The following is a 25,768-nucleotide window of genomic DNA, read 5'->3' on the forward strand; positions in this document are numbered from 1 at the left end:
GCATGCCAGGCGCGGGGCGCGCTGGGAACGGCGAGAACGCTCAGGTTCCGGGCAGTCCGTAGGCTGGCGCCGTGACCTCCCGGGTGCGTCTGCTCCTCGCCGCGTCGCACCCGGGTCCGACCGTGGCCGTGACCGTGCTCGCCACGGTGATCGCCGTCGCCGTCGGACACCCGGTGTGGAGCGTGCTCCTCGTCGCGCTCGCGGTGTTCGCGGGCCAGCTGTCGATCGGCCTGGCGAACGACTGGATCGACGCCGACCGCGACCGTGCCGTCGGCCGCAGCGACAAGCCCGTCGCGCGCGGGCTCGTGCCCGTCACGACGGTCCGCCGCGCGGCGATCGGCACCGCCGTCGCCGCGGTGCTGCTGTCCGTACCGCTCGGACTGGTCGCGGGTGCCGCGCACCTCGTCCTCGTCGCCGCGGGGTGGGCGTACGACGCCGGACTCAAGCGCCGCGTGTGGTCCGTCGCCCCGTTCGTCGTCGCGTTCGGGCTGCTGCCGGTCGTGGCGGTGTCCGCCGACAGCGGCCTCGGGCCCGGCGGGATGCCAGCGATGTGGCCGGCGCCCTGGGCGATCGCCACCGGCGCGGTGTTCGGCGTCGCGATCCACTGCACGAACGTGCTGCCGGACCTCGTCGACGACGCCGCCACCGGGGTCCGGGGATTCCCGCATCGTCTGGGGCTGCACGCGTCGGGCGTCCTGGCGTTCGCCGCGCTCGTCGTGGCGGACGGGCTCGTGCTCGTCGGACAGACGACCGGCGACGACCCCGCGCGGGGTCCGGCGCTCGCCCTGGCGGTCGCGGGCGCGGTCACGGTGGTCGTCCTCGCCGCGGTGGGCATCCGCCTCGTGCTCACCGGTCCCCCGACGCGCACGCTGTTCCGCCTCGTCATCATCGCGTCGCTCGTGGTCGTGGTGCAGCTGGCGCTCTCCGGCGCACGACTCGCGGCGTGACCCGCCTGGGACCTCGCCCTCAGGCCCACCGCATGGCGTAGACGCGGGCCAGGGCGTCCGCGGTCGGCAGGGCCAGGAGCGTCCGGAGCAGGGCCTCCCGGACCGCGAGCGCGGGGCCCGCAGCCGGTCGCCCGAGCGCCATGTTCAGCTCGGCCTGCCGCGCGGCCCGACGCGCCGCGGCCTGTCGGTGCCGCGCGTACTCGGGCCATGGGCCGGCGCTGCCGGTGGCCACGGCCTGGGCGAGGATCGGTGCGAGCGCGGCCGCGTCGAGCCATCCCAGGTTCATGCCCTGCCCGCCGATCGGACTGATCTCGTGGGCGGCGTCGCCGACGAGCACGACCCGGCCCACCCCGACCCGCTCGGCGGTGCGGCGGCGCACCCGGAACGGACTGAGCATGGTGCAGGTCTCCGGGTCCGCCTCGGTGCCGGTGCGCTCCCGGATCGTCCGCGCCAGGTGTGCGGCGGCGCGGGGGTCGGGGTCGTCCGGGTCGAGCGGCCGGCCCGGCGCGCGCGCGTCCCGATCCAGTGACGCGCCGTCCAGCGCGTGCCGGTCCGCGGGGTCCGAGCGGAGCACGACGTACCGGCGGCGACCGCCGGGCAGCGGGAACGACTCGACGACCCCGTGCCGACCGACGTCGACGAGTGCGGTGGTCGCGGGCGACGGGCCCGAGCCGCCGCGACCGGAGCACGGGGGTTCGGCGTCCGCGAAGTCGCCCATGACGTACCGGTCGCGGTAGTCCCGCCCGTGGCTGCGGACCCCGATGCGGTCGCGGACGACGCTCCGGGCGCCGTCCGCTCCGACGACGAACCGTGCGGTCAGCGTGACGGGCCCCTCCGGGCCGTTCCCCTGCGCGGTGACGCGGTCCCGCCGTCGTTCGAGTGCGGTGAGTGTCGTGCCCGTGCGGAGCGATCCCGGGGCGAGGGCCGCGAGACGCTCCCGGAGGATCGCCTCCGTGCGGTGCTGGTCGAGGGTCGCGACGAACGGATGGGTCGACGACGCTCGGGCGAACGACAGCGAGCCGATCGGACGCCCCCCGTTCCGCGCCGTTCCGCGGTCCACCCGCGCCGCCTCCGCGAGCACCGGTGCCGTCGCGCCGACCGCGGCGAGCGCGTCGAGCGACGGCGGGTGGATCCCGATCGCGCGGGAACCGGACGGCGCTCCGGCGCGCCGTTCCCACACCGCGACGTCGACGCCGGCCTGCGCCAGGAGCGCGGCGAGGAAGAGGCCGACCGGACCGCCGCCGACGACGAGGACGTCCGTGCGCTCCTGCGACATGTCGCCGAGCCTAGTGACGGGACCGCACGGCCGTGCCGGGCCGCTTTACCTCGGTGGTCCGGACGGGCTATCTTCAGCCACACGGGCAGACCATGCTCGCCTTCGACCCGTCCGGACCCCGAATCCGGCAGCCGGTCCGGTCCGGACACGAGCAGCGTCGCTCGACCCGTCCCCACACGCCCCGAACCCGAACGGGAGCACCAGATGACGACGCACGCCCCTTCCGTGCTGCCCACGGCCGTGCCGCCTCCCTCGGCGCGCGTGCGTGCGGGCGCCGCGGTGCCGCCCCGGTCCGTGCACGTCCCCGCGGAGGTCCGGTCGTGAGGGCCGCGATCGCGACGGTGAGCCTCGGTGGCGGGCTCGAGGAGAAGCTCGAGGCAGTGAGCGCCGCCGGGTTCCGAGGCGTCGAGTTGTTCGAGCAGGACCTCGTGACGGGGTGGCTGCGTCCGGAGCAGGTCGCCGCACGCGCGCGTGACCTCGGTCTCGAGCTCGACGTCTACCAGCCGTTCCGGGACCTCGAGCAGGTGCCGGACGACGTGTTCCGTGCGAACCTGCGGCGCGCGGAGCAGCGGTTCGCCCTCATGCACCGGCTCGGGATCTCCACGATGCTGCTGTGTTCCAACGTCGCGACGGCCGTGTCGGACGACGACGCCCTGGCGGTGGACCAGCTCGGGGCGTTGGCGGAGCTCGCGGAGCGGAACGGGGTGACGGTCGCGTACGAGGCGCTCGCCTGGGGCCGGAACGTGTCGACCTACGACCACGCCTGGCGGATCGTCCGCGAGGTCGACCACCCGGCGCTCGGCATCTGTCTCGACAGCTTCCACATCCTGGCCCGCGGCACGGACCTCGGCACGATCGCGGAGATCCCCGGTGAGCGGATCATGTCGTGCCAGGTGGCGGACGCGCCGGTGCTCGACATGGACGTGTTGCGCTGGAGCCGGCACCATCGGCTGTTCCCGGGCGAGGGCGACTGGGACCTGGCCGGGTTCCTGTCGCACGTGCTCGACACCGGGTTCGCGGGGACGCTGTCGCTCGAGGTGTTCAACGACGTGTACCGGCAGACCGACCCGACGGTCACGGCACGGGCGGCGCGCCGGTCGCTGCGGGCACTCGAGGACGCGACGCGGGTCCTGCGGTCGGCGCCCGACCGGGCCCGCGTGGACGCGGACCCGCGGCACGACATGGACGAACGGGGCGACACCGGGCGCGGCGCCGAGGAGCCGGGTCGGTCCTCCCGGCCGGCGGCGGTCGGATGGTCAGCGCACGGTCTGGAGGCCCTGCCCGCCGTCCCGGAGCCGGTCACGACCCACGTCGTGCTCGCGCCGGACGCGGAGGGAGCGCTCGTCGCGCTGCTCCGCCGCGCCGGTCTCGCCTGCGTGGGGCGGCACCGGACCGGTCGGACGGAGTTGTTCGAGGCGGGCGGCCTCCGGGTCGTCGTCGACGGCGCGCAGGCCGGGCTGGCCGCGCGGGTCGCGGCGGTCGGCCTCGGGGTGGTGGACGCGGCGGCGGCAGCGACGCGGGCCCGGGCGCTCGGGGCGCCGGTGCTGCCCCACGGGTCCGTGCCGGAGGGGACCGACGAGTACGTGGTGCCCACCCCGGAGGGCACCGGCGTGGCGTTCGGTGGCCGCAGCGCGGACGGGACACCGTCCTGGTCCCGGGACTTCGCACCGACCGGCGAACGGGCGTCCGCGGCGGCGTCGGACCTGCTCGGTGTGGACCTGGTCGGGATCACCGTGCCGTGGGACCGCACGGACGAGACGACCGGCTTCCTGCGGGCCGTGCTCGGGGTGGACGGTCCCGCGGCCGCGGACGCCCCGAGGACGGACGGGTTGGCGCGACGGCGGCTCTTCGCGACCGGGGCGACGACGACGTCCGGTCCGACCGTCCGGATCGCGGTGACGACCCCAGCGCCCTCGTCCGACGCGCCGTCACCGACACTCGTCGCGCTCGCGAGCGCGGACGTGGTGGGCACGGTGACCCGGATGCGGGACTCCGGGGTGCGGTTCCTGCCGACGCCGCCGAACTACCACGACGACCTCGCCGCGCGGACCGGCCTGGACGAGGTCACGGTGACGCGGCTCCGCGACGCCGCCGTGCTCGTGGACGTGGACGCATCCGGGACGTACCTGCACGCCGTGGTCGAACCGCTCGGTGGCGTCGTGTTCGAGGTCGTCGAGCGGCGGGGCGGGTACGACGGCTCCGGGGTCGGCGACGCGGCGGTCGTCGCGGCGATGGTCGAGCACCACGGACAGCGCCGCGGGGTCGACCGCCGCGGGGTCGCGCGGCGGACACGTCGCGCGTAACGTCGGGGGCATGACCGATGCCGCAGCACCCGACGCCCGCCTGACCACTCCCGACCGCGTCACCATGTACGGCGCTGCCTGGTGCTCGGACTGCCGTCGTTCCAAGGCGTTGCTCGACCGGCTCGCGGTGGACTACGAGTACGTCGACCTCGAGGCGGTGGCGGACGGCGCCACCCGGGCCGAGGCGATCAGCGGCCGGAAGAGCATCCCCGTCATCGTGTTCCCGAACGGCCGGCACGTGGTCGAGCCGTCGGACGCCGAGCTGACCGAGGAGCTCGCGACGGCCGGCGTCGTGGAGCCGGTGGCCTGACCCACGGACGTGGCGCGCGCGCCGCTCATGCGGCGCTCGCTGCCACCGCCAGCCGCGCCCCGGCCGTGCGAGACCACGCGAGCGCGCCCCGCATCGCCGACGCCCGGTCCGTCAGGTCGGTGAGCGCCACGGCGTGCGCGAACCCACGCGGGTCCACGGCGATCTCCCCCGCCACCAGCGCGACCGGGCGCCGTGCGGCCGCGGCGAGCGCCTGCACGACGGCCACGACCTTGCCGCCCGCGGTCTGACCGTCGAACCGTCCCTCGCCGGTGACGACGAGGTCCGCGTGGAGCACGCTGTCGGCCAGGTCGAGGACCTCGGCCACCGCCTCGCCGCCGAGTGCGATGGTCCCGCCCCAGGCCAGGAGGCCGAACCCGGTGCCGCCCGCGGCTCCCGCTCCCGGGGTGTCCGGGTCGACGTCGGGGAACATCGAGGCCCATCGGCGCAACCGTGACTCGTGCACGGGGACGCGATCCGGTGTGATGCCCTTCTGCGGTCCGAACACGGCGGCGGCGCCCCGGGGCCCGAGCAGCGGGGCGGTGACGTCGGTCAGGATCCGGACGCCCTCCGGGGTCGGACGGAGCGTGGCGCGGTCCACGGCCTCGATCCGGTCGAGCGCGGCACCGCCGGTGTCGTCCGGCCCCAGCGGTGGGCGCAGGCGGAGTCCGAGTTCCCGCAGCACGCCGAGACCGCCGTCCGTCGAGGCGCTCCCCCCGATGGCGAGGACGACTCCGCGCGCTCCCGCCCCGAGTGCGGCGGCGATCGCGGCCCCGAAGCCGTGCGTGTGGGCGGCGTCCGGCCGGGGGTGGTCGAGCAGGGTGATGCCGCTCGTCGACGCCAGTTCGACCAGGCCTCGGCCGTCCGGGAGCCGGAGCCACTCGGCGTGCACCGGCCGGTCGTCGGGGCCGCGCACGACGACCGGGACGCGCTCGGCGTCGGGGAACGCGGTGGCGAAGGCGTCGATCGTGCCCTCGCCGCCGTCGGCCATGGGTGCGAGGTCGAGGACGTCACCGGGCCGCTCGGCGCGCCATCCGTGGGCGAGCGCACGGGCGATGGACGCCGCCGACGCCGTGCCCTTGAACGCGTCCGGAGCGACGAGCACGCGCATCAGGGCCGACCCCGGTCGGGTCCGCTGCCGCCGCTCGCGCCGTCGCTCACGTGGCACACGCTACTGCCGGCGCGCTGGTGCGTCCCTCGGGCGCGCGCTGGTGCGTTCCTCACGCGCGCTGGTGCGTCCCTCGGGCGAGGGCCCGGGACGGTTCCTGGGTCGTGGTCGCCGGGCGGACGGTAGACGGGAGGCATGAGCGACGAACTCGACCAGGCCGACGCACCGTTCCTCGACGCCCTCCGGGACTACCACGGCCGCGACCGCTACGGGTTCTCGCCGCCCGGGCACCGGCAGGGCCGCGGGATCGACGCGGACACCCTCGCCGTGCTCGGCAAGGACCCGTTCCGCGACGACGTGCTCGAGAGCGGCGGCCTCGACGACCGGACCTCGTCGAACGGCTACCTGCCCACGGCCGAGGCCCTCATGGCCCAGGCGGTGCACGCCGACAGCGTGTTCTTCTCGACCTGCGGCAGCTCCTTGTCGGTCAAGGCCGCGATGCTCGCCGTGGCGGGTGTCGACGGCGGGATCATCGTGCCGCGGGACGCGCACAAGTCCGTGACCGCGGGCCTGGTGTTCTCCGGACTCCAGCCGTACTGGGTGACGCCGCGCTTCGACACGGACCAGCACATCTCGCACCCGGCCTCCCCCGAGGACTACCGCGCCGTGTGGCAGGAGCACCCCGACGCCGCGGGCGCGCTCGTGGTGAGCCCGACGCCCTACGGCACCTGCGCGGACATCGAGGGCATCGCCGCCGTGTGCCACGAGTTCGGCAAGCCGCTCATCGTCGACGAGGCCTGGGGAGCACACCTGCCGTTCTCGGAACTCCTGCCGACGTGGGCGATGAACGCCGGCGCGGACGTGTGCGTGACGAGCGTGCACAAGATGGGTCTCGGGTTCGAGCAGGGGTCCGTGCTCCACCTCAAGGGCGACCTCGTCGACCACGACCACCTGTGGGCGTGCGCGGACATGCTCATGACGACGAGCCCGAACGTGCTCATCTACGCGGCGATGGACGGCTGGCGTCGGCACATGGTGCGGGACGGGGCGGGCCTCATCCGGAGCGCCGTCGACCTGGCCGACCGCACGCGGGACCGCATCGAGGCGATCGACGGGATCCACGTGCTCCGTGACGAGCTCCTCGGCGCCGAGGCGTCGCACCAGCTCGACCCGATGCGGATGCTCCTCGACGTCCACGAGCTCGGGATCACCGGGTACCAGGGACTCGACTGGCTCCGCGAGCACCACCGCATCGACCTCGGCCTGTCGGACCACCGGCACCTCGGCATCGACATCTCGGTCGCCGACGACGCGTTCACGACCGACCGGCTCGTGCACGGGCTCGAGTCCCTGGCCGCGTCGGCGTCGGAGCTGCCACGGTCGCCCGAGGTGCGGATCCCCGACCCGTCGAAGCTGCTGCTCGAGTCCGTCGTCAGCCCGCGCCGGGCGTTCTTCGGCGAGTGCGAGAACGTCCCCGCCGAGGAGGCCGCGGGGCGGATCGCCGCCGAGCAGGCGACCCCGTACCCGCCCGGCGTCCCCGCGTACGTGCCCGGGGAACGCCTGACCGCCGAGGTGATCGACTACCTCAGGAGCGGGCTCGAGGCGGGCATGGTGCTCCCCGACCCGACCGACGGCAGCCTCGGCACGATCCGGGTCATGGTCGAGTGAGGTCCTCCGCTGCGGCGGGCCCGGCCGCAGCGACGGGCCCGGCCGCAGCGGCGGTCGTCGTCGTCGCGGGCGCCGTCGTCGCGGCGAGCGATCCGAGCAGCGCGAGCGCGGCCTCCGATGTCGACCCCGGCTCCGCGTGGTACAGGACGAGCACCTGACCGTCCGTGCCGGTGACCGCGAGCTTCTCGCGCAGCAGCGTCATCGGCCCGACCTCGGGGTGGACGAGTTCGGTGGGGGCACCCTCGACCGGGCGGACGTCGTGGCGCGCCCACAGCGTGCGGAACAGCGGACTGCGGAGCGACAGCTCCCCGACGACCTCGACGCACCGGGGATCGTCCGTCGCCGCTCCCACGGAGGCGCGGAACCCGGCGACGAGGCGGGCGACCGCGCGGTCCCAGTCGCACCAGAGCTCCCGCTCGGCCGGGTCGAGGAACACGTCGAGCAGGCGGTTCCGCCCGGGCCGGAAGCCAGGGGCGAGGGCTGACGCGTGCCGGTTTGCGGCGAGCACGTCGAACGTCCGGGTCTCGACGAACGCGGGGATACCGAGGGACTCGAGGAGCATCGCGACCCCGGAGGGGACCCGGTCCGGTCCGGTGCGACGGGTCGGAGCACGGTGTGCGCGCTGCGCCGCGAGCGACATGAGGTGATCGGTCGCGGGCGCGTCCAGGCGGAGCGCGTCGGCCAGCGCCGCGAGCACCTGGGCCGACGGGTTGCGGTCGCGACCCTGTTCGAGCCGCAGGTAGTAGTCGGCGCTGACGCCGGCGAGCATCGCGACCTCCTCACGCCGGAGCCCGGGGACGCGGCGGAGGCCGCGGACGGTGAGACCGACGTCCTCGGGTCGGACCTGCTCCCGTCGCGCGCGGAGGTACTCGCCGAGCGGGTTGCCGTCGTCCATGTCCGGCAACGCTAGTCGTCCTCCCGGACCGCGTTCCTGGTCCTGCCGTCCCCAGGAACGCAGGGACGTTCCCGCCGGACGGGCGACACGGCCAGCATGGTCCACGGACGAGGGGACGACCGCGCCAGCCCCGGCCGGCACGTCCTCGTCCGGAGAGGACCCATCATGACCACCACACTTCCCGGCGGCACCTACCGCCTGGCCGACGACCTCGAACTCACCCGCTTCGGGTACGGCGCGATGCAGCTCGCCGGTCCGAACGTGTTCGGCCCGGCCCGCGACCACGACGAGGCGATCGCGGTGCTCCGCACCGTCGTCGAGCTCGGCGTCACGCACATCGACACCGCGGACTTCTACGGACCGTTCGTGACCAACGAGCTGATCCGGGAGGCCCTGCATCCCTACCCGGAGCAGCTGGCCATCGTCACGAAGGTCGGCTCCGTCCGTGGCGACGACGGTGCCTGGATCCACGCGAACGAACCGGACCAGCTCCGCACCCAGGTCCACGACAACCTCGAGCGGCTCGGCGTCGACACCCTCGACGTCGTCAACCTGCGCGTCGGGGGCTTCGACTCCCCCGAGCCGGGATCGATCGGGGAGCGCTTCGCCGCGTTGGCCGACCTGCAGCAGCAGGGGCTCATCCGCCACCTCGGGCTGAGCACGGTGAGCCGCGAGCAGTACGACGAGGCCCGAGCGATCGCCCCGGTCGTCACGGTGCAGAACTTCTACAACATCGCGAATCGACAGGACGACGCCTTCGTGGACCTGCTCGCGGAGCACCGTGCGGCCTACGTCCCCTACTTCCCGCTCGGCGGGTTCACGCCCCTGCAGTCCGACGTGCTCGCCTCGGTCGCTGACCGCCTCGACGCGACCCCGATGGCCGTGTCGCTCGCCTGGCTGCTGCAGCGGTCACCGAACGTGCTGCTCATCCCCGGTACGTCCTCGGTCGCCCACCTGCGCGAGAACGTGGCGGGCGCGGCGCTCGACCTGCCGGAGGACGCCGTCCGCGAACTCGACGCGATCGCTGGCTGACCGAACGGGCTGGCGGCGGGTCTCCCGGGCGCCCCGGGCACGCCGTCGTCAGTCGGCGCGCAGGGTCTCGCGGGGCGACCGCCCGTACTCGCGGAGGTACTGCGTGGCGAACCGGCCGGGGTTGCTGAACCGCCAGTGCGCGGCCACCGCGGCGACCGTCGTGCCGGAGCCGTCCCGCGCGAGCAGGAGTGCCTCGTGGGCTCGCCGGAGTCGCTCACGACGGAGCGCGGTCATCGGGCTGTGGCCGAGCTGCCGGAGGAACGCCGCCTGCAGACCCCGGGGACTCATCCCGGCTGAGGCCGCGATCTCGTCGACGGACAGCTCTTCGGCGGCGTGGGCCTGGATGAACTGCAGGGCCCGGCGCACGCCGATGGGCGAACCCGCTCCCGGGTCGACCGGCACGGGAGTGGCCTGCCGGTCGACGAAGGCCTCGACGAACGCGGCGACCAGGACGTGGAACGTGGCCGCGCGCACGATCGGGCTGTCGACGAGCATCCCGCTCGCGGTGACCTGCCGCACGTGGTCGGCGACGGCCTGCCAGTGCAGTCGGGCGACCTCGCCGTCCGGTGCGTCGTGCACGCGCAGGGCACCGGGCGGCAACCCCATCGTGTCGAACTCCCGGCGCGCGTCCTCCTCGCGGAGCACGATCTGGCGGAACTCGGCGTCCTCCCAGACCACGCGCTTGCGTCCGTCGCGGGGGAACAGGAGCGGCGTGGCGTCGGACCGGACGAGGGTGCCGGCGGCGGTGCTCACCTCGACCCGTCCGGCGTCGAGCGCGATGACGGACCAGAACGGCAGCGGCTGGGACTCCATGACCAGCCGACCCTGCACGCGGACCCGGGCGACCGCGAACCGCCCCTGCCCGGTGACCTCCTGCCGGAACCGGAACGGCCCGTCGTCGACCTCGACGCGCTCGACGTCGAAGGCGTCCCGGAGCGCGACGAGGGCACGGTCCGCCGAGTCGGTGTCGACACGGACGGACCGCCCGGAGCTGAAGAAGACGTTGCGCATCGCGGAAGGAGGGTGTCCTGCTCACTCGGCCCTGAGGGTGTCCTCGGGACCGACGGTGTACACGGCACGGTACCGCGTCGCGAACCGTCGCGGTGACGCGTGTCCCCAGCGCGCCGCGATCGTGTCGATGAGCCCGTCGTCACCCGGCTCGGCGGCGATGAGGTCCCGGTGCGCCCCGGCGAGTCGCGCGCGCTCGAGTTCGGCCTCGGGCGCTCGCGAGCGCCAGAACCCGAAGGCACGGCGGAGGCCGGGCTCGCTCGTGCCGACGTGCCGGGCGATGTCCGCCACCGTGATCGGGAGTGCGGCGTGGTCGTCGATGTACCGGCAGGCACGGTCGACGGTGGCGAGCATCCGGCGACGGCACGTCCGCTCGCGGTCGTCCGCGCCCTCGGTCGGCACGGACTCGAGCAGCCCGACGACGAGCAGCCGGTAGACCGAGGCCACCACCAGCGCGCTGCTCCCCGCCGCCCGGCTCTCGAGGACCGCGGCCTGCAGCGCGACGGTCCGGGCGAGGTGCTCGGCACCCTCGCGGGTGGGTGGGAGCGACTGGGCGAACCGGACAGGGCGCGGGTCGTCCCCACGGATCGCCGCAGCGAGGTCGTCGAACCGTGTCTGCTCGAGCCGCACGATCGTCAGGTGCATGTCCTCGGACCGACCGTGGTAGCCGACGCCGTGACGCATGACGAACGGTGCGTCCTGATCGCCCCGCTCGTCACCCCCGGTCCACTCGTAGACCCCGCCACCGGGGACCACGAGCGTCACCCCGCTCGTCTCGGTGCTGCGGCCACCGTCGACGCGCGCGCGGAACCCCCACCGCGTGAGGTCGAGCCGCTCGTCCCGGTACTGCTCGGCGTGGAACCGGAAGTCCGGCCGGTCGGACTCCACGCTCGCCGCGGGCATGGAGCGGCGGATCGCGGCGGTGGCCGCTTCCGGGTCGTCCACGTCGAGGACCGGGCGCCATCCGGACTGCGGCTCCTGCATGGTGCCTCCCCCAGCCGTTGTCGCCAGGGTAGGCCACCGTCGCCGTCGCGTCCGGAACCCGTGGAGGACCGTGGTCGGGGCGGCGATCAGGTCGCGGCGATGACGCCGGTCGCCAGCAGCACCGCGACGACGATCGCGAGCGCCACCCGGTACCCGATGAACACCGCGATGCTGTGCCGCGCGACGAGGCGGAGCAACCAGGCGATCGCGGCGAGGGCGACGACGAAGCTGACGGCGGTCGCGACGAGGGTGGCACCCCAGCCGACCGTGGAGCCGATCGCGCTCGCCTCGGTCGCGGCCTCGTAGCCGCCGGCAGCGACGAGCGCGGGGATCGACAGGAAGAACGACAGGCGGGTGGCGGTGACGCGGTCGAGACCCCGGAACAGACCGGCGCTGATCGTGGCCCCGGACCGCGACACGCCCGGTACGAGCGCGAGCACCTGCACGAGACCGATCACGACCGCGTCGGTCACGGTGGTGCGCTGCTCGCCGCGGTCCTGACGACCGACGCGCTCGGCGACCCACATGACGATGCTCCACAGCACGAGCGCGGCGACGACGACCCAGAGGTTCCGGAGACCGCCCGAGATGAGGTCCTTCGCGAGGAACCCGATGAGGCCGATGGGGATCGTCGCGATGATGACGTACCAGGCCAGCCGGTAGTCGTGGTCGCGGTCCTCGCGATGCGCCAAGCCGCGGAACCACGCGCGGACCAGGCGCAGGATGTCCCGCCAGAAGTAGACGATCACCGCGATGATGGCGCCGACCTGGATCACCGCGGTGAAGGCGGTCACGCCCTGGCTGGCGACCCGGAGGCCGAGCAGCTTCTCGACGATCGTCAGGTGGCCGGTACTGGAGACGGGCAGGAACTCGGTCACGCCCTCGACGATGCCGAGCAAGAGGGCCTGGAGCAGATTCACGCCGGACACTCCATCACGGATCTCCCCAGAAACCGCCCACCGTGCTCGGCTCGGCGTCGGAGCCGACGATGCCTCCCGGCCCCGAGACCGTCCGCCGTTCCCGGGGCGACCGCTCGACGGTCCGCCGTCAGCGGACGCGGGCTGGGCGATCGTCGTACGCGGCGGACGCGCACCCCGACCGGTGAGAGGATGAGCGACGGTCCGTCGCCACGATGGACCCCCCACGACCCAGGAACAGGAGCGACGGTCGGTGACAGACACCCGCACGTCCGCACCCGAGAGCACCGAGAGCACCGAGACGACATCGGGCGGACACGGCGGACGCGGTCTCGCCGCGTTGGCCCTGACGGCACTCGGCGTCGTCTTCGGCGACATCGGCACGAGCCCGCTCTACGCACTCCGCACGGTGTTCACGATCGACAACGGGGCGGTCCGCCCCACCCCGGACGACGTCTACGGCGTGATCTCGGTCATGTTCTGGAGCGTGACGGTCGTCGTCTCGATCAAGTACGTGACGATCCTCATGCGTGCCGACAACAACGGCGAAGGCGGCGTCATGGCCCTCGCCGCGCTCGCTCGTCGGCTGTTCGCCAAGCGCTCCGGCCGGGTGGGGGTCTTCATCCTCATCGGGATCATCGGCGTCGCCCTGTTCTACGGCGACTCCATCATCACCCCGGCGGTGAGCGTGCTGTCCGCGGTCGAGGGACTCGAGGTGGCCGCCCCGGGCGTCGCACACCTCGTCGTCCCGATCGCCGGGGTGATCCTCGCCGGGCTGTTCGCCGTGCAGCGCTTCGGCACCGGCCGTGTCGGCACGCTGTTCGGGCCGATCATGTTGCTCTGGTTCCTCGTCCTCGCGGTCGCGGGCGTCGGCATGATCGTGCGTGACCCCTCGGTGCTCATCGGCCTGTCCCCCACGTACGCGTTCGCCTTCGTGTTCGCCCACCCGACCATCACCTTCGTCGCGATGGGTGCGGTGGTCCTCGTCATCACCGGTGCCGAGGCGCTCTACGCGGACATGGGGCACTTCGGGGCGCCGCCGATCCGCCGCGCGTGGTTCTTCGTCGTGTTCCCGGCGCTGACGCTGAACTACCTCGGCCAGGCCTCGCTCATCCTGCGCGACCCGACCGCACGCCAGAACCCGTTCTTCCTGCTGTTCCCGGACTGGGCGCGGATCCCGGTGGTCGTGCTCGCGACCGCAGCGACCGTCATCGCGAGCCAGGCGGTCATCTCCGGTGCGTTCTCGCTCTCGCGTCAGGCGATGCAGCTCGGTCTGCTCCCGCCGCTGACCGTCCGGCAGACCTCCGAGCGCGAGGGCGGCCAGATCTACCTGCCCGCCGTGAACGCGTTGCTGTTCGTCGGCGTCATCGCCGTGATGCTCGCGTTCCGGTCGTCGGAGCGCCTGGCCACGGCGTACGGGGTGTCGGTGACCGGCGCGCTCGTCGTCGACTCGGTGCTCCTGCTCATCGTCGCCCGGCCGCTGTTCAACTGGCATCGCTGGCAGATCGTCCTGGCCGCGGTCGTCTTCGGCGGTCTCGAGCTGACGTTCCTCGCCGCGAACCTGTCGAAGGTCCTCCACGGCGGGTGGGTGCCGCTCCTCATCGCCGCCGCCGTCATCACCGTCATGACGACCTGGCGTCGCGGGCGGCAGCTCGTGACGGACGAGCGGAACCAGAAGGAGGGCTCGCTCGCGGACTTCATCGACCGCGTCCGGTCCGAGGACCCCCCGCGGGTCGACGGGATCGCCGTGTTCCCGCACCCGAACAAGGACACGACGCCGTTGGCGCTCCGCGCGAACTTCGAGCACAACCACGTGCTCCACCACCACGTGCTCATCGTCTCGGTGCAGACCGCGAACGTCCCGCACGTGCCTGCGTCGAAGGCCTACACGTTCGACGACCTCGGCTACTCCGACGACGGCATCGAGCACCTGACGATCAAGTTCGGGTTCTCCGACGAGCCGAACCTCCCGGTCGCACTCCGTCGAGCGTGCGTCGCCGACGTGCTCTCGCTCGACCCGGACGCCGTGGAGCGCGCCTCGTACTTCGTCTCGCGCGGTGCACTCCGGACCGGCCACGGCCGGGGCATGATGCGCTGGCGCAAGAAGCTGTTCGTGGCGCTCGCGCAGAACGCCGCCAACCCGAGCGCACGCTTCGGCCTCCCCTCGAACAGCACCGTGACGATGGGCAGCGACGTCGACGTCTGATCGAGGCTGACCGTCCAGCGGTTCACGGCCCCCGCGCGGCGCGCTGGCCGGGCCTGCCGGCCGGGGAACCGACTCGAGGACCCGCCGCCCGATGGGGCGGCGGGTCCTCGTGTCCGTTCCGAGCGCGGTCCGCGCGGCGCTCAGTGGATGGCGGCGCGCAGGGCGGCAGCAGCCGCGGCAGGGTCGTCGGCCGAGTAGATCGCCCCGCCGGCGACCGCGACGGTGGCGCCCGCGTCCTGCACGGCACCGATCGTGTCCGTGGAGACGCCGCCCGCGACCGAGAACGGCACGCCTCCGGCCTTGCCGTCGTCGAGCAGGGTGTCGAACGTGAAGCCCGGCTCGGCCTGCTCGTCGAGGCCGGCGTGCATCTCGACGAACGTCACGCCGAGCGCGACGACCTCCTTGGCTCGTGCGGCCTTGTCGGGCACGCCGATGAGGTCAGCGACGACCCCCTTGCCGTGCTTCGTCGCGGCGGCGACGGCGCCGGTGATGGTGCTGTCACCCGCGACACCGAGGACGGTGACGAGGTCGGCGCCGGCCTGGAAGGCGATGTCCGCCTCGAGTTCGCCGGCGTCCATCGTCTTGAGGTCGGCGAACACCGTCTTGTCGGGATGCGCCTCCTTCACCGCGGTGATGGCCGCGAGCCCGGCGCTCTTGATGAGCGGCGTCCCGAGTTCGATGATGTCGACGTGCGGGGCGACCTTGCCGGCGAGCGCGAGCGCGTCCTCGGTGGTCAGCACGTCCATGGCGACCTGGAGCTGCATGGTGGTTCCTCTTCTCTGGTGGTCCGTGGGGTGGGGTGGGTGCGGGTGGTCGGCGGGAGGGTCATTCGAGGTTGGCGTGCCGGGGCCAGAGATCCGCGGCCGGGACTCCGGAGCGCTGCCACGCCGCGTGGAAGAGGGCGTCCCCGACGAGCACGACGACCTGCTCGAAGAGGCCGCCCGCGTACTGGATCGAGGCGCCGTTGCCGTGCGCCTGCTTCTCGGGGGCCGGCACCAGGACGACGGCGTCGGCGAGGTCGGCGAGCGGCGACGCCGCGACCGTGGTGATCACCGCGACCCGGGCCCCGACCTCGCGAGCGGTGGTGGCGGCGCGGACGATGCCCGTGGTGGTGCCCGAGCCACTGGCGGTGAGCAGGACGTCACCGGACCGGATCGCGGGCGTCGTGACGTCGCCCACGACGTGGACCGTCCGACCGAGGTGCATGAGTCGCATCGCCGTCATGCGGAGGGCGAGCCCCGACCGGCCCGCGCCGTGGACGAACACGCGGTCGGCGTCGTCGAGGAGCGCCGCGACGGCGTCGAGCCCGGCGCCGGTAGCGGCGTCCGCGTCGGCGGTCGTGACGACGGCGTCCGCGGCGGCGCGGAATTCGTCGGAGATGGCGCGGAGGGCGCGGGCCGGCGTGGTGGTGTCCGTCATCACCACGATGCTCCTCGCCCGGGGCCGGATGGGTCACTCCCCCGGCGCACGGGTCCGCCTACCCGAACGAGTGGGTGCGGCAGGTCCGGGTAGGGTCGGCCCATGCCCGTCACCGACCAGGACGCCGACCCCGACGCCGAGACCGGTCCCGACACGCTCGTGGTCGCCACTCGCGCCGCCGCGACCCGCGCCGGCCGCGACCGCTCCGAGCTCGTGGACCAGCACGGCGTGACGCTCGAGTCCTTGCTGGCGGTGCTCCGCTCCGAGCGGCTCGACGACCGCGCGGCCAGGACCGTCGCGACCGAGATCGCCGCGAACGCCCTGGTGGCGATCCGCACGGCGACGGACGATCAGCGGAACCGCGTGCTGGAGCCGGTCGTCGGGGCCTTCGCGCGCCTCCAGACCGACCTGCGGCCGCTGGTGCGGTTCGGTGACCTGTCCGTGCAGTTCGTCGAACCGCCCGCGACCGGTCGGGCGCTCCCGGGTGAGGTCGCGCACGCGGCGCGGGCCATCGTCCGCAGTGCCGTGCTCGCGCTCGTCGACGCGGGCGAGTCCCACCGCGTGCGGATCCAGTGGGACTGCGACGGGCGGAACCTGCTCGTCGACATCCGCGACGACGGTGCCGGGACGCTGACGGAGCACGACGACGTACTCCGCCCCATCGCAGAGCGGGTGACGGCACTGGACGGTCGCTTCGCGGTGTCCTCGACGGCGGGCTGGGGCTCGGAGCTGTCCGTGGTGCTCCCCCTCGACCCACCCGCGGAGCCGGAGCCGCTCGACGCGGTCGTGGCCCTGAGCCGGCGCGAGCGCGAGGTCCTGCGACTCGTGGCATCCGGCGCTCGCAACCGATCGATCGCGCGCGAGCTCGGCATCAGTGAGAACACGGTGAAGTTCCACGTGTCGAACCTGCTCCGCAAGGCCGGCGCGGCGAACCGGGCGGAGCTGGCCGCACTCGGTCGGTGACCCGGGCGACGAGCTCCCTGGCGAGCGGCACCCGGACGCGCGCGACGCCCGACCGCTGCTGCGGCCGGGCGTCGGGCGGGAGGATCGTCAGGCCTGCACGTCGCCGCGCCAGGCGCCGTCCGGGGCGCCCTTCGACTCGATGTACTCCTTGAAGTTCTTCAGGTCCTTCTTGACCGCGTGGCTGCCGGCGCCGACCGCGCCGCCGACCTTCTCGAGGAGACCGGTGGGCTCCCAGTCGAGCTGCACGGTGACGCGCGTGGTCGTGTCCGAGAGCTTGTGGAACGTCACGACGCCCGCGTGGTCCATCTCGCCGCCGGTGCTGTTCCAGGCGACACGCTCGTCGGGGTGCTGCTCCGTGATGTTCGCCTCGAAGGTGCGCTCGACCGGACCGACCTTGATCTTCCACTCGGTGAGGGTCGGGGTCGCCTGCGTGATCGACTCGACCTCGTCGAGGAACTTCGGGAACTCCTCGAACTGGGTCCACTGGTTGTAAGCGACGGAGACGGGGACGTCGACGTCGATGGTCTCGATGATCTGGCTCATGCCTGCTCCTTGCGTTCCACGGTTGCTGTGCAGGCCAGACGGTAGGCCGACCACGACACGGGGGTACGGGCCAGCACGAACATCCCAGTGACCTCGGAGATTGCCGCCGCGGGTGTCAGTCGGTGGCGCCGGTGCGCTCGTCGAACGTCCGGCGCTGCGCGACGATGACGTCCTGGTGTTCGCGGACCCATTCCCCGAGCGTCAGCACGACCGTCTGCAGCGACCGGCCGAGCGCGGTGAGGTCGTACACGACGCGTGGCGGCACCTCGGCGAACACCTCGCGCTGGACGAGACCGTCGCGCTCGAGCGCCCGGAGCGTGACCGTGAGCATGCGCCGTGAGATGCTCGGGATGACGTCGGCCAGTTCCGTGAACCGGTGCGGACGTTCGCCGAGCACGCCGATGACGAGGAGCGTCCATTTGTCGCCGATCCGGGCGAGGAGGGACCGGAACACCTCCGGGTCGTGCTCGGTGCAGAGCCGGCTCATCATGGGCAGCGACCGCATGATCCGGTCCTGCTCGAGTGCGGCGTCCCGGGTGTCGGTCACGGTGGTCCTCCTGCTGGTGGTCGGGCGGGCTCGGCGCCTGCATCCGAGCGGTCTGCACGGGCACGTGGGGGCCGAAGCGACGGGGTCGGTCACTCCGCGGTAACAGAGGGTCGTTTGCAGTGACCGACCTCAGCAGGGTACACCCGTTACGTGCAGTAACCGAGGGCGACGTGCCCCGCTGCCGACCAGGAGGAGTCCCATGTCCCTGTTCCGTCTCGACGCCAGCATCCGAGTCGAAGGATCCACCAGTCGTGCCCTCGCCGACATCGTCGAGCAGGAGTGGACGGCCGGTGACCCGGCAGCCGAGGTCGTCCGCCGTCACCTGGGCGTCGACCCGATCCCTGCCGACAGCTGGGCGAGTGCCGTCGCCGCGTCCATGACACCGGAGGACGCACGCACCCCCGAGCAGCGCACCGCGGTCGAACTCGCCGCGACCCTGACCGACGAGCTCGCCGACGCGGACGCCCTGCTGTTCGCCGTCCCGCTGTACAACTTCGGCGTCTCGCAGCACTTCAAGACCTACGTGGACCTCGTCATCACGGACCCGCGGATGGCGCCCGGCCAGACCCCGGTCACCGCCGGCAAGCCCGCTGTGCTCGTGACCGTGCAGGGCGGGAACTACGCCGCCGGCACGCCGCGCGAGGGCTGGGACCACGCGACGGCGTGGATGCGCCGCATCCTGGAGGACGTCTGGCAGCTCGACCTCGAGGTCGTCACGCGCGAGTTCACGCTCGTCGGCGTCAACCCCGCGCTCGACCAGTTCACCGAGCTCGCCGATCAGCTCCGCGCGGCCGCCGAGGAGCGCGCCCGGGAGCACGGCCGCACCCTGGCGACGCGGCGGGCCGCGGCGGCCTGACGCCCCAGCACCCGCCGTCACCGGCGACGACGTGACGGACGGGAGGTCCGCCTCCCGTCCGTCACGCTCGACGCGTGATCAACTGAGGGGTCCCGCGAGCTCGACGGCAACGGTCGTCGACGGTCTCGACCGGGTGACCCGCCCGCTCGGACGCGCGCCGGGGATCGGACGCGGGCCATTACCCTGTCCCCATGCGGCAGAAGGCACCCCGATGAAGGCCCCGACGATCTACGACGTCGCACGGCTCGCGGGCGTGTCGCACCAGACCGTGAGCCGCTACCTGTCGGGCTTCGAGGGCATCCGGCCGGAGACGCGCACGAAGGTCAAGACGGCGCTCGACGAGCTGCAGTACCGGCCGAACTCCGCCGCTCGGTTGCTCCGCGCCCGCCGCTCGAACCGGATCGCGGTGCTCGCCCACCACATCGACTACACGGGGCCGGCCCGCATGCTCGCCGGGGCGACGCAGACGGCGCAGGAGCGCGGGTACGTGCTCGACGTGGTGATCACGGCGGACCTCGACCGCGACGCGATCGACGAGGCCCTGGCCGTGGCGACCGGGCACCAGGTGGTGGGGATCCTGGCGACGGCACAGACCGAGCTGATGCTCGAACGCATCCAGAGCCACGCCGCGAGCGTCCCGGTGGTCATCGACTCGCGCATCGAGTCGTTCCCGGGTGGCCCGACCGTCAGCGAGGAAGCCGGCCGCCTCGCCGCCGAGCACCTGCTCGAGCTCGGGCACCGGCGCGTCGGCTACCTCAGCGGCCCGGTCGACTGGATCGCCGCGGTCGAGCGGTCGGAGGGCTTCGCCCGGTGCTTCCGGCAGGGCGGCGGCGAACTCGTCTGGCAGCACGCCGGCGACTGGTCCGCCGGCTCCGGGCACGCGGCGTGGCGACGGTTGACCGCCGAGGAACGGTCCGTCACGGCGATCGCGACGGGCAACGACAGCATGGCGATCGGGCTCCTCTCGGCGGCCGCCGCCGACGGGGTCGTGGTGCCCGCCGACCTCAGCGTCATGGGCGGCGACGACCTCGACGAGGCACGGTACCTCGTCCCCGCACTGACCACCGTCACGGTCGACTTCGCCGGTGAGGGCCGGTACCTCATCGAGAAGCTCCTGGCGGGGCTGCCCGGGGCCGCGCCGGACGCGCCCGTGACCCCGCCGAACCCCGTGCGGGCCGCGGTCCGCGCGTCGACGCGCCGGATCTGACGGAGCGGAGCACCGCCTCCCGGCCACGCGCGGCGACGCGAGCGGAACGGGTGCTTGCGCGATCCGCCCGGATGCGGTTACTGTCATCGCCACCGACGGATGTTATCGACAACATCCGCAGAGCGAAGGTCAACGATGACGACTTCCCCCCGGTTCAGTGGCGTGCTCTTCGGCGCCGCCTACTACGCCGAGTACCAGCCCGCTGGCACCCTCGACGCCGATCTCGACCGCATGCGCGACGCCGGTTTCACGGTCATCCGCGTCGGCGAGTCCGTGTGGTCGACCTGGGAGCCCCGCGAGGGCGTGTTCGACCTGGACTGGCTGCAGCCGGTCCTCGACGGGGCCCACGAGCGCGGCATCGGCGTCGTCCTCGGCACGCCGACGTACGCCGTGCCACCGTGGCTCCAGCGGCTGCACCCGGAGATCGCCGCCGAGCCGTCGACGGGCCACCGCAACGGCTGGGGCGCCCGGCAGGAGATGGACCAGTCCCACCCCGCCTACCGGTTCTACGCCGAGCGCATCGCCCGCAAGGTCGTCGCCCGGTACGCCGACCACCCCGCGGTCATCGGCTACCAGGTCGACAACGAGCCGGGCATGCAGCTCCCCCACAACGAGCACACCTTCCAGCGGTTCGTCGGCTGGCTCGAGGACCGCTACGGCACCGTCGAGGACCTCAACCGCGAGTGGGGTCTCGTCTACTGGTCACACCGACTCAGCGACTGGGCCGACCTCTGGCGGCCCGACGGCAACGCGATGCCGCAGTACCAGCTCGAGTGGCGCCGGTTCCAGTCCACGCTCGCCACGGACCTCATCGCGTGGCAAGCGGACCTGGTGCGCGAGTACGCCCGCGACGACCAGTTCGTCACGACCTGCATCTCGTACTCGCGCCCCCAGGTGTCCGACGACGAGCTCGTCGCGTCCCTCGACGTGGTCGCCGGCAACCCGTACTACAAGATGCAGGACGGCCTCGACTGGCACGCGGAGGTCCAGCGCGAGGCCGAGTGGTGGCACACCGGCGTGTGGGCGCTGTTCGAGTGGGGCGACCGCGCCTGGTCCTCGGCGGACACGCAGTACCTGGTCACCGAGACGAACGCGCAGTCCATCGGCGGGTCGTGGCAGAACCACCCGCCCTACCCCGGGCAGATCAAGCAGGCCGCGTTCGCCCTGCTCGCCCGCGGCGGCCGGATGATCGAGTACTGGCACTGGCACACCCTGCACTTCGGCGTCGAGACCTACTGGGGCGGCGTCATCCCCCACAGCCAGGTCGGCGGCCGCATCTACCGCGAGGTCTCCGAGCTCGGTGCCGCGCTCGGGGCGATCGGGTCCGCGCTCGACGAGCACGTGCCCGACGCCGACGTCCTGCTGCTCTACAGCACGGACACGAAGTGGGCGTTCTCGTTCTACGGGCCGCTCGCGAAGGCGGACGGCAGCCCCGACGAGCACGCGTACTCCCGCATCTTCGACGCCCACTACCGCGGACTGTTCGAGGCCGGCGCGCAGGTGCGGGTCCAGCACGTCCGCCGGTTCCTCGACACCCCCGTCGAGGAACTCGTCGCGCGGTTCCCGGTGCTCGTCGCACCCGCGGTGTACGTCGCCGAGACGGCCGTGCTCGAGCACATGCGGGACTACGCCGAGGCCGGCGGGCACCTGGTCGTCGGCATCCGCACCGGCTACGGCGACGAGCTCGCGCGGGCCCGGCTCGCGGTCGCCCCCGACGTGCTCGCGGGGCCGGCGGGCGTGCACTACGACGAGTACAGCAACCTCGGCGCGCCGCTCGCGGTCACCGCCGCGTCCGACGCAATGACGCTCGAGCCGGGTGCCGCCGCCACCGAGTGGGTCGACTTCCTGCAGGTCGACGACGCCGAGGTGGTCGTGTCGTACGCCCCGACCGAGTTCGGTCTGGAGGCCGCGCTCACCACCCGCACGACCGGTCGCGGCCGGGTGTCCTACCTGGGCACGGTCCCGGACCCCGCGCTCGGGCGGAGCATCGCCCGCTGGCTCGTGCCCACCACGGCGAAGCAGGCGTGGTCCGCCCCGGACCCCGTCACCGTGTCGACCGGCACCGCCGGCGACCGGCGCCTCGCCTTCGTGTCGAACTGGTCCGCCGAGCCGACGCAGGTCGTCGCGCCGGCGGCCGCCGTCGACCTCGTCTCCGGCGCCGAGTACGCCGCCGGCGACCCCGTACCCCTCGACCGACGCGCAGCAGTCGTGCTCGAGGTCCGGGGCTCCTCGATCGAGTAGTCCCTCCCTCCACCGAAAGAAGACCATGAGACGTCCACGCAGCGCCGCGCTGGCACTCGGAGCGATCGCCGTCACGATCACGCTCGCACTCACCGGTTGCAGCCCGTCGAGCACCAGCGGCGGGTCCACCAAGGCGGTGAGCCAGTCCGACATCGACAAGGCGATGAACACGCCGACCACCCTCACCTTCTGGACCTGGGTCCCCGACATCCAGAACGAAGTCAACCTGTTCGAGAAGAAGTACCCGAAGATCAAGGTCAACGTCGTCAACACGACCGGCGGCTCGCAGCACTACCCGAAGGTCCGCGCGGCCCTGAAGGCGGGCAAGGGCATCCCCGACGTCGCGCAGATGGAGTACGACTACATCCCGTCGTTCACCCAGACGAAGAGCCTGCTCGACCTGACGCCGTACGGCGGAGCCAAGCTCGAGGACGAGTACACGGACTGGGTCTGGAACCAGGTCGACCAGAACGGCGGCGTGTGGGGCATCCCGCAGGACTCCGGCCCCCTCGGCACCCTCTACCGCAAGGACATCTTCGACAAGGCGGGCGTCGCCGCGCCGAAGACGTGGTCGGCCTTCGCGTCCGCCGCGCAGCAGGTCAAGTCGAAGACCGGGTCGTACATCACGGACCTGCCCGGCAACGACATGTTCCAGATGATCAGCTTCTTCTGGCAGAAGGGCGCGAAGCCGTTCTCGTACGACGGCAAGAAGACGGTCGGGATCGACCTGGACTCCAAGGCCGACCAGCAGGTCGTGTCGTACTGGCAGGACCTCATCGACAAGAACCTGGTGGCCACGGACCCGGACTTCACGGACGACTACTACCAGGGGCTGTCGCGGGACAAGTACGCGTCGTGGCTCGTCGCCGCGTGGGGCCCGGTGTTCCTGCAGGGCACCGCGAAGAACACGAGCGGCAAGTGGGCCGCTGCGGACATCCCGCAGTGGCAGGCGGGTCAGAACGTGTCCGGGAACTGGGGTGGGTCGTCGGACGCCGTGATGGCCGCGACGAAGCACCCGATCCAGGCCTACGAGCTGGCCAAGTTCATCAACAACGACCAGCAGTCGACGCTCCAGCTCGCGAACCAGCAGTACCTGTTCCCGACGAAGAAGTCGACGCTCACCGACGACTCGTTCACCAGCCAGAAGTCGGCGTTCTACGGCGGCCAGCAGGTCAACCAGTTCTTCGCCGGTGTCTCCGACACCGTCGACAAGAAGTTCGAGTGGCTGCCGTTCATGGACTACGTGAACTCGAGCTACGCGAACACGCTCGGCAAGGCCATCAGCAACCACGGTGACCTCACGGCGGCCCTCGCGACCTGGCAGTCCCAGGTGACGAGCTACGCCAAGCAGCAGGGCTTCACCGTCAAGTGACCGGACGGGGGCGGGGCCACCAGGCTCCGCCCCCACTTCTCATCGGAGCAACATGACCGCCATCCCCAGCCGCAGCGACGCGGCGACCACCGGCGCCGCCCGTCCGGCCCGGGTCCGGACGGGAGCGCGCACCGCGGCTCCCGGCCGCGGCCCCACCAACATCCGTTCCGCGCAGACCCGCGCGGCCTGGATCCTCGTGATCCCGTTCCTCGTCGTGTTCGCGGCGTTCTTCATCGTCCCGCTCGTGTACTCGGCGTACCTCAGCCTGTTCACGTCGCAGCTGGTCGGCGGCGAGGTCTTCAGTGGCCTGACGAACTACGTCCGCGCCCTGCAGGACCCGAGCTTCTGGGGCGGCCTCGGCCGCGTGGCCCTGTTCCTGTTCGTGCAGGTCCCGATCATGCTCGCGGCCTCGATCTTCTTCGCGCTCGCACTCGACAGCGGCCGGATTCGTGGCGGCAAGATCGTCCGCCTGCTCATCTTCGTGCCGTACGCCGTGCCGAGCGTCGTCGCGACCCTGATGTGGGGCTACCTGTACGGCAACGACTTCGGGCTCATCACGCAGTTGTTCCACGCCCTGCACCTCACCGCACCGAGCCTGCTCAGCGCGCACAACGTGCTCGGCTCGACGATGAACATCGTGTGCTGGGAGTTCATCGGCTACAACATGATCGTCCTGTACGCGGCCCTGCGCTCCGTGCCGAACGAGATCTACGAGGCGGCCGAGATCGACGGCGCCGGCCAGTGGCGGGTGGCGTGGAGCATCAAGCTGCCCGCCATCCGGCAGGCCCTGCTGCTCACCGTGATCTTCTCGATCATCGGCTCGTTCCAGCTGTTCAACGAGCCGAACCTGCTGTTCAACATCGCCCCGAACGCGATCGGCACGGACTTCACGCCGAACCTGTACGCCTACAACATCGCGTTCCGCAACCAGGAGATCAACTACGCGGCGGCGATCGCGTTCCTGCTCGGGATCATCATCATGATCGTCTCGTTCGTCGTGCAGACGAGCATCAACCGGAAGGAGCGGCTCGGATGACCGCCACCCCACTCGCCACCGAGGCCCAGGTGGTCTCGGACGGCACACGCGTGCGGCGGTCCGCCGGCCGACGGGCCGTCGAGCGCGACAAGCGTCGGAGCACCGTCCTGACCGTGATCGTGTGGATCACGCTCGTCTACTTCCTCGTGCCGCTGCTGTGGCTCCTGGTGTCGACCACCAAGGACAACAGCGACCTGTTCACCACCTTCGGGCTGGGACTCGGGCACTCGTTCCAGTTCTTCCACAACATCGTGCAGCTGTTCCAGTTCCAGGACGGCGTCTTCACGCGGTGGCTGATCAACACGGTCGTCTACGCGGTGGTCAGCTCGGTCGGTGCCGCCGCCCTGGCCACGATGGCCGGCTACGCCCTGGCGAAGTACCGGTTCCGCGGCTCGACGGCGGTGTTCTCGATCATCCTCGGCTCGATCATGGTCCCGCTCACCGCCCTGGCGATCCCGACCTACCTGCTCTTCGCCGCCGCGAACCTCACCGACACCCCGTGGGCGGTCATCCTGCCCTCGCTCGTCAGCCCGTTCGGCGTCTACCTGATGCGGGTGTATGCCGCGGACGCGGTCGACGAGAGCCTGCTCGAGGCCGCGCGGATCGACGGCGCCGGCGAGTTCCGCATCCTGTTCACGATCGCGACCCGCCTCATGGGCCCGGGCATCGTGACGGTCCTGCTGTTCCAGCTCGTCGCGACGTGGAACAACTACTTCCTGCCGCTCATCATGCTCAGCACGCCGAAGCTGTTCCCGGTGACGGTGGGTCTCGCGCAGTGGCAGGCGACCGCCTCCGGCGGTGGCGGCGCGCAGGTGCTGTTCTCGACGGTGATCACCGGGGCGTTCGTCTCGATCATCCCGCTCGTGATCGCGTTCCTGTTCCTGCAGCGGTACTGGCAGTCCGGCCTCTCGACCGGCGGTGTGAAGGGATGAC

The 25,768-nt window shown here is 72.4% G+C and carries 23 protein-coding genes; 13 read left to right on the forward strand and 10 right to left on the reverse strand.

Going from position 1 to position 25,768, the window contains the following annotated elements; translation table 11 throughout:
* The first annotated feature begins 71 nt into the window (after positions 1 to 71).
* Complete coding sequence (locus DEI86_RS00765) at positions 72 to 947, forward strand: UbiA family prenyltransferase (protein ID WP_111048561.1); 876 nt, start codon at positions 72 to 74, stop codon at positions 945 to 947.
* Positions 948 to 966: 19 nt separating this feature from the next.
* Here DEI86_RS00765 and DEI86_RS00770 read toward each other — a convergent pair whose 3' ends face one another.
* Complete coding sequence (locus DEI86_RS00770) at positions 967 to 2,223, reverse strand: FAD-dependent oxidoreductase (RefSeq protein WP_111036373.1); 1,257 nt, start codon at positions 2,221 to 2,223, stop codon at positions 967 to 969.
* Positions 2,224 to 2,543: 320 nt separating this feature from the next.
* On the opposite strand from DEI86_RS00770, the gene DEI86_RS16395 reads away from it, so the two are divergent.
* Together DEI86_RS16395 and DEI86_RS00780 are read left to right on the forward strand one after the other, a co-directional pair.
* Positions 2,544 to 4,526: a sugar phosphate isomerase/epimerase and 4-hydroxyphenylpyruvate domain-containing protein gene (locus DEI86_RS16395; RefSeq protein WP_181439665.1), complete on the forward strand. Its 1,983-nt coding sequence runs from the start codon at positions 2,544 to 2,546 to the stop codon at positions 4,524 to 4,526.
* A 10-nt stretch (positions 4,527 to 4,536) separates the two neighbouring features.
* Entirely contained in the window at positions 4,537 to 4,836 is a 300-nt protein-coding gene (locus tag DEI86_RS00780) for a glutaredoxin family protein (RefSeq protein WP_181434645.1), read from the forward strand.
* A 25-nt stretch (positions 4,837 to 4,861) separates the two neighbouring features.
* Here DEI86_RS00780 and DEI86_RS00785 read toward each other — a convergent pair whose 3' ends face one another.
* Entirely contained in the window at positions 4,862 to 5,944 is a 1,083-nt protein-coding gene (locus DEI86_RS00785; RefSeq protein ID WP_258376425.1) for a glycerate kinase, read from the reverse strand.
* Between the two features lie 192 nt (positions 5,945 to 6,136).
* On the opposite strand from DEI86_RS00785, the gene DEI86_RS00790 reads away from it, so the two are divergent.
* Positions 6,137 to 7,609, forward strand: a complete 1,473-nt coding sequence (locus tag DEI86_RS00790) for an aminotransferase class I/II-fold pyridoxal phosphate-dependent enzyme (protein ID WP_111048562.1) — start codon at positions 6,137 to 6,139, stop codon at positions 7,607 to 7,609.
* Here DEI86_RS00790 and DEI86_RS00795 read toward each other — a convergent pair.
* The gene (locus tag DEI86_RS00795; protein WP_111048563.1) at positions 7,596 to 8,504 is read right to left on the reverse strand and encodes a helix-turn-helix domain-containing protein; all 909 of its coding nucleotides are present in this window, start codon (positions 8,502 to 8,504) and stop codon (positions 7,596 to 7,598) included. The genes DEI86_RS00790 and DEI86_RS00795 overlap by 14 nt on opposite strands.
* A gap of 165 nt (positions 8,505 to 8,669) precedes the next feature.
* On the opposite strand from DEI86_RS00795, the gene DEI86_RS00800 reads away from it, so the two are divergent.
* Positions 8,670 to 9,536, forward strand: a complete 867-nt coding sequence (locus tag DEI86_RS00800) for an oxidoreductase (protein WP_111048564.1) — start codon at positions 8,670 to 8,672, stop codon at positions 9,534 to 9,536.
* 48 nt (positions 9,537 to 9,584) lie between these two features.
* Here DEI86_RS00800 and DEI86_RS00805 read toward each other — a convergent pair whose 3' ends face one another.
* The 3 genes from DEI86_RS00805 to DEI86_RS00815 form a co-directional block, all read right to left on the reverse strand.
* A complete protein-coding gene (locus tag DEI86_RS00805) occupies positions 9,585 to 10,547 on the reverse strand; it encodes a helix-turn-helix domain-containing protein (protein ID WP_111048565.1) in 963 nt (320 codons plus the stop codon).
* 21 nt (positions 10,548 to 10,568) lie between these two features.
* The gene (locus DEI86_RS00810; protein ID WP_111048566.1) at positions 10,569 to 11,528 is read right to left on the reverse strand and encodes an AraC family transcriptional regulator; all 960 of its coding nucleotides are present in this window, start codon (positions 11,526 to 11,528) and stop codon (positions 10,569 to 10,571) included.
* Positions 11,529 to 11,614: 86 nt separating this feature from the next.
* Positions 11,615 to 12,448 carry an undecaprenyl-diphosphate phosphatase gene (locus tag DEI86_RS00815; protein ID WP_111048567.1) on the reverse strand — a complete coding sequence of 278 codons (834 nt, stop codon included), beginning with the start codon at positions 12,446 to 12,448 and terminating at the stop codon, positions 11,615 to 11,617.
* A 250-nt stretch (positions 12,449 to 12,698) separates the two neighbouring features.
* Here DEI86_RS00815 and DEI86_RS00820 point away from each other — a divergent pair, with 250 nt between their 5' ends.
* Positions 12,699 to 14,651, forward strand: coding sequence for a potassium transporter Kup (locus tag DEI86_RS00820; RefSeq protein ID WP_111008756.1), 1,953 nt, complete (start codon positions 12,699 to 12,701; stop codon positions 14,649 to 14,651).
* 140 nt (positions 14,652 to 14,791) lie between these two features.
* On the opposite strand, the gene hxlA is transcribed toward DEI86_RS00820, so the two are convergent.
* Both hxlA and hxlB read right to left on the reverse strand, forming a co-directional pair.
* Complete coding sequence (hxlA, locus tag DEI86_RS00825; protein WP_111008755.1) at positions 14,792 to 15,415, reverse strand: 3-hexulose-6-phosphate synthase; 624 nt, start codon at positions 15,413 to 15,415, stop codon at positions 14,792 to 14,794.
* Between the two features lie 61 nt (positions 15,416 to 15,476).
* Positions 15,477 to 16,070 (reverse strand): 6-phospho-3-hexuloisomerase, encoded by a 594-nt coding sequence (gene hxlB, locus DEI86_RS00830; RefSeq protein WP_111048719.1) that lies wholly within the window; start codon positions 16,068 to 16,070, stop codon positions 15,477 to 15,479.
* Between the two features lie 102 nt (positions 16,071 to 16,172).
* Here hxlB and DEI86_RS00835 point away from each other — a divergent pair, with 102 nt between their 5' ends.
* Positions 16,173 to 17,033 (forward strand): LuxR C-terminal-related transcriptional regulator, encoded by an 861-nt coding sequence (locus DEI86_RS00835; RefSeq protein ID WP_111048568.1) that lies wholly within the window; start codon positions 16,173 to 16,175, stop codon positions 17,031 to 17,033.
* An 87-nt stretch (positions 17,034 to 17,120) separates the two neighbouring features.
* Here the strand turns inward: DEI86_RS00835 and DEI86_RS00840 are convergent, their stop codons facing one another.
* Positions 17,121 to 17,576: an SRPBCC family protein gene (locus DEI86_RS00840; protein ID WP_111012534.1), complete on the reverse strand. Its 456-nt coding sequence runs from the start codon at positions 17,574 to 17,576 to the stop codon at positions 17,121 to 17,123.
* A 115-nt stretch (positions 17,577 to 17,691) separates the two neighbouring features.
* Entirely contained in the window at positions 17,692 to 18,123 is a 432-nt protein-coding gene (locus tag DEI86_RS00845) for a helix-turn-helix domain-containing protein (RefSeq protein ID WP_309146550.1), read from the reverse strand.
* A 199-nt stretch (positions 18,124 to 18,322) separates the two neighbouring features.
* On the opposite strand from DEI86_RS00845, the gene DEI86_RS00850 reads away from it, so the two are divergent.
* The 6 genes from DEI86_RS00850 (at position 18,323) to DEI86_RS00875 (ending at position 25,767) form a co-directional block, all read left to right on the forward strand.
* Positions 18,323 to 18,979, forward strand: a complete 657-nt coding sequence (locus tag DEI86_RS00850; RefSeq protein WP_111012535.1) for an FMN-dependent NADH-azoreductase — start codon at positions 18,323 to 18,325, stop codon at positions 18,977 to 18,979.
* Positions 18,980 to 19,190: 211 nt separating this feature from the next.
* The gene (locus tag DEI86_RS00855) at positions 19,191 to 20,186 is read left to right on the forward strand and encodes a LacI family DNA-binding transcriptional regulator (protein ID WP_111008750.1); all 996 of its coding nucleotides are present in this window, start codon (positions 19,191 to 19,193) and stop codon (positions 20,184 to 20,186) included.
* Between the two features lie 135 nt (positions 20,187 to 20,321).
* On the forward strand, positions 20,322 to 22,427 hold the full coding sequence (locus DEI86_RS00860) for a beta-galactosidase (RefSeq protein WP_111048569.1): 2,106 nt from the start codon (positions 20,322 to 20,324) through the stop codon (positions 22,425 to 22,427).
* A 25-nt stretch (positions 22,428 to 22,452) separates the two neighbouring features.
* On the forward strand, positions 22,453 to 23,799 hold the full coding sequence (locus DEI86_RS00865) for an ABC transporter substrate-binding protein (RefSeq protein ID WP_258376427.1): 1,347 nt from the start codon (positions 22,453 to 22,455) through the stop codon (positions 23,797 to 23,799).
* A 52-nt stretch (positions 23,800 to 23,851) separates the two neighbouring features.
* The gene (locus DEI86_RS00870) at positions 23,852 to 24,835 is read left to right on the forward strand and encodes a carbohydrate ABC transporter permease (RefSeq protein WP_111048570.1); all 984 of its coding nucleotides are present in this window, start codon (positions 23,852 to 23,854) and stop codon (positions 24,833 to 24,835) included.
* A complete protein-coding gene (locus DEI86_RS00875; RefSeq protein ID WP_111008747.1) occupies positions 24,832 to 25,767 on the forward strand; it encodes a carbohydrate ABC transporter permease in 936 nt (311 codons plus the stop codon). Before DEI86_RS00870 ends, DEI86_RS00875 begins: the two co-directional genes overlap by 4 nt.
* The last annotated feature ends 1 nt before the right edge of the window (position 25,768 follow it).

The organism is Curtobacterium sp. MCBD17_028 (assembly GCF_003234875.1).
In the GTDB taxonomy this organism is placed as follows: Bacteria; Actinomycetota; Actinomycetes; order Actinomycetales; family Microbacteriaceae; genus Curtobacterium.

Excerpts from the sequence above, each read along its gene's own strand:
- DEI86_RS00770 (WP_111036373.1), bottom strand. The coding sequence starts at position 2,223 with ATGTCGCAGGAGCGCACGGACGTCCTCGTCGTCGGCGGCGGTCCGGTC.
- DEI86_RS00780 (WP_181434645.1), top strand. The coding sequence starts at position 4,537 with ATGACCGATGCCGCAGCACCCGACGCCCGCCTGACCACTCCCGACCGC.
- DEI86_RS00785 (WP_258376425.1), bottom strand. The coding sequence starts at position 5,944 with ATGCGCGTGCTCGTCGCTCCGGACGCGTTCAAGGGCACGGCGTCGGCG.
- DEI86_RS00790 (WP_111048562.1), top strand. The coding sequence starts at position 6,137 with ATGAGCGACGAACTCGACCAGGCCGACGCACCGTTCCTCGACGCCCTC.
- DEI86_RS00795 (WP_111048563.1), bottom strand. The coding sequence starts at position 8,504 with ATGGACGACGGCAACCCGCTCGGCGAGTACCTCCGCGCGCGACGGGAG.
- DEI86_RS00800 (WP_111048564.1), top strand. The coding sequence starts at position 8,670 with ATGACCACCACACTTCCCGGCGGCACCTACCGCCTGGCCGACGACCTC.
- DEI86_RS00805 (WP_111048565.1), bottom strand. The coding sequence starts at position 10,547 with ATGCGCAACGTCTTCTTCAGCTCCGGGCGGTCCGTCCGTGTCGACACC.
- DEI86_RS00810 (WP_111048566.1), bottom strand. The coding sequence starts at position 11,528 with ATGCAGGAGCCGCAGTCCGGATGGCGCCCGGTCCTCGACGTGGACGAC.
- hxlA (WP_111008755.1), bottom strand. The coding sequence starts at position 15,415 with ATGCAGCTCCAGGTCGCCATGGACGTGCTGACCACCGAGGACGCGCTC.
- hxlB (WP_111048719.1), bottom strand. The coding sequence starts at position 16,070 with ATGACGGACACCACCACGCCGGCCCGCGCCCTCCGCGCCATCTCCGAC.
- DEI86_RS00835 (WP_111048568.1), top strand. The coding sequence starts at position 16,173 with ATGCCCGTCACCGACCAGGACGCCGACCCCGACGCCGAGACCGGTCCC.
- DEI86_RS00840 (WP_111012534.1), bottom strand. The coding sequence starts at position 17,576 with ATGAGCCAGATCATCGAGACCATCGACGTCGACGTCCCCGTCTCCGTC.
- DEI86_RS00850 (WP_111012535.1), top strand. The coding sequence starts at position 18,323 with ATGTCCCTGTTCCGTCTCGACGCCAGCATCCGAGTCGAAGGATCCACC.
- DEI86_RS00855 (WP_111008750.1), top strand. The coding sequence starts at position 19,191 with ATGAAGGCCCCGACGATCTACGACGTCGCACGGCTCGCGGGCGTGTCG.
- DEI86_RS00860 (WP_111048569.1), top strand. The coding sequence starts at position 20,322 with ATGACGACTTCCCCCCGGTTCAGTGGCGTGCTCTTCGGCGCCGCCTAC.
- DEI86_RS00865 (WP_258376427.1), top strand. The coding sequence starts at position 22,453 with ATGAGACGTCCACGCAGCGCCGCGCTGGCACTCGGAGCGATCGCCGTC.
- DEI86_RS00870 (WP_111048570.1), top strand. The coding sequence starts at position 23,852 with ATGACCGCCATCCCCAGCCGCAGCGACGCGGCGACCACCGGCGCCGCC.
- DEI86_RS00875 (WP_111008747.1), top strand. The coding sequence starts at position 24,832 with ATGACCGCCACCCCACTCGCCACCGAGGCCCAGGTGGTCTCGGACGGC.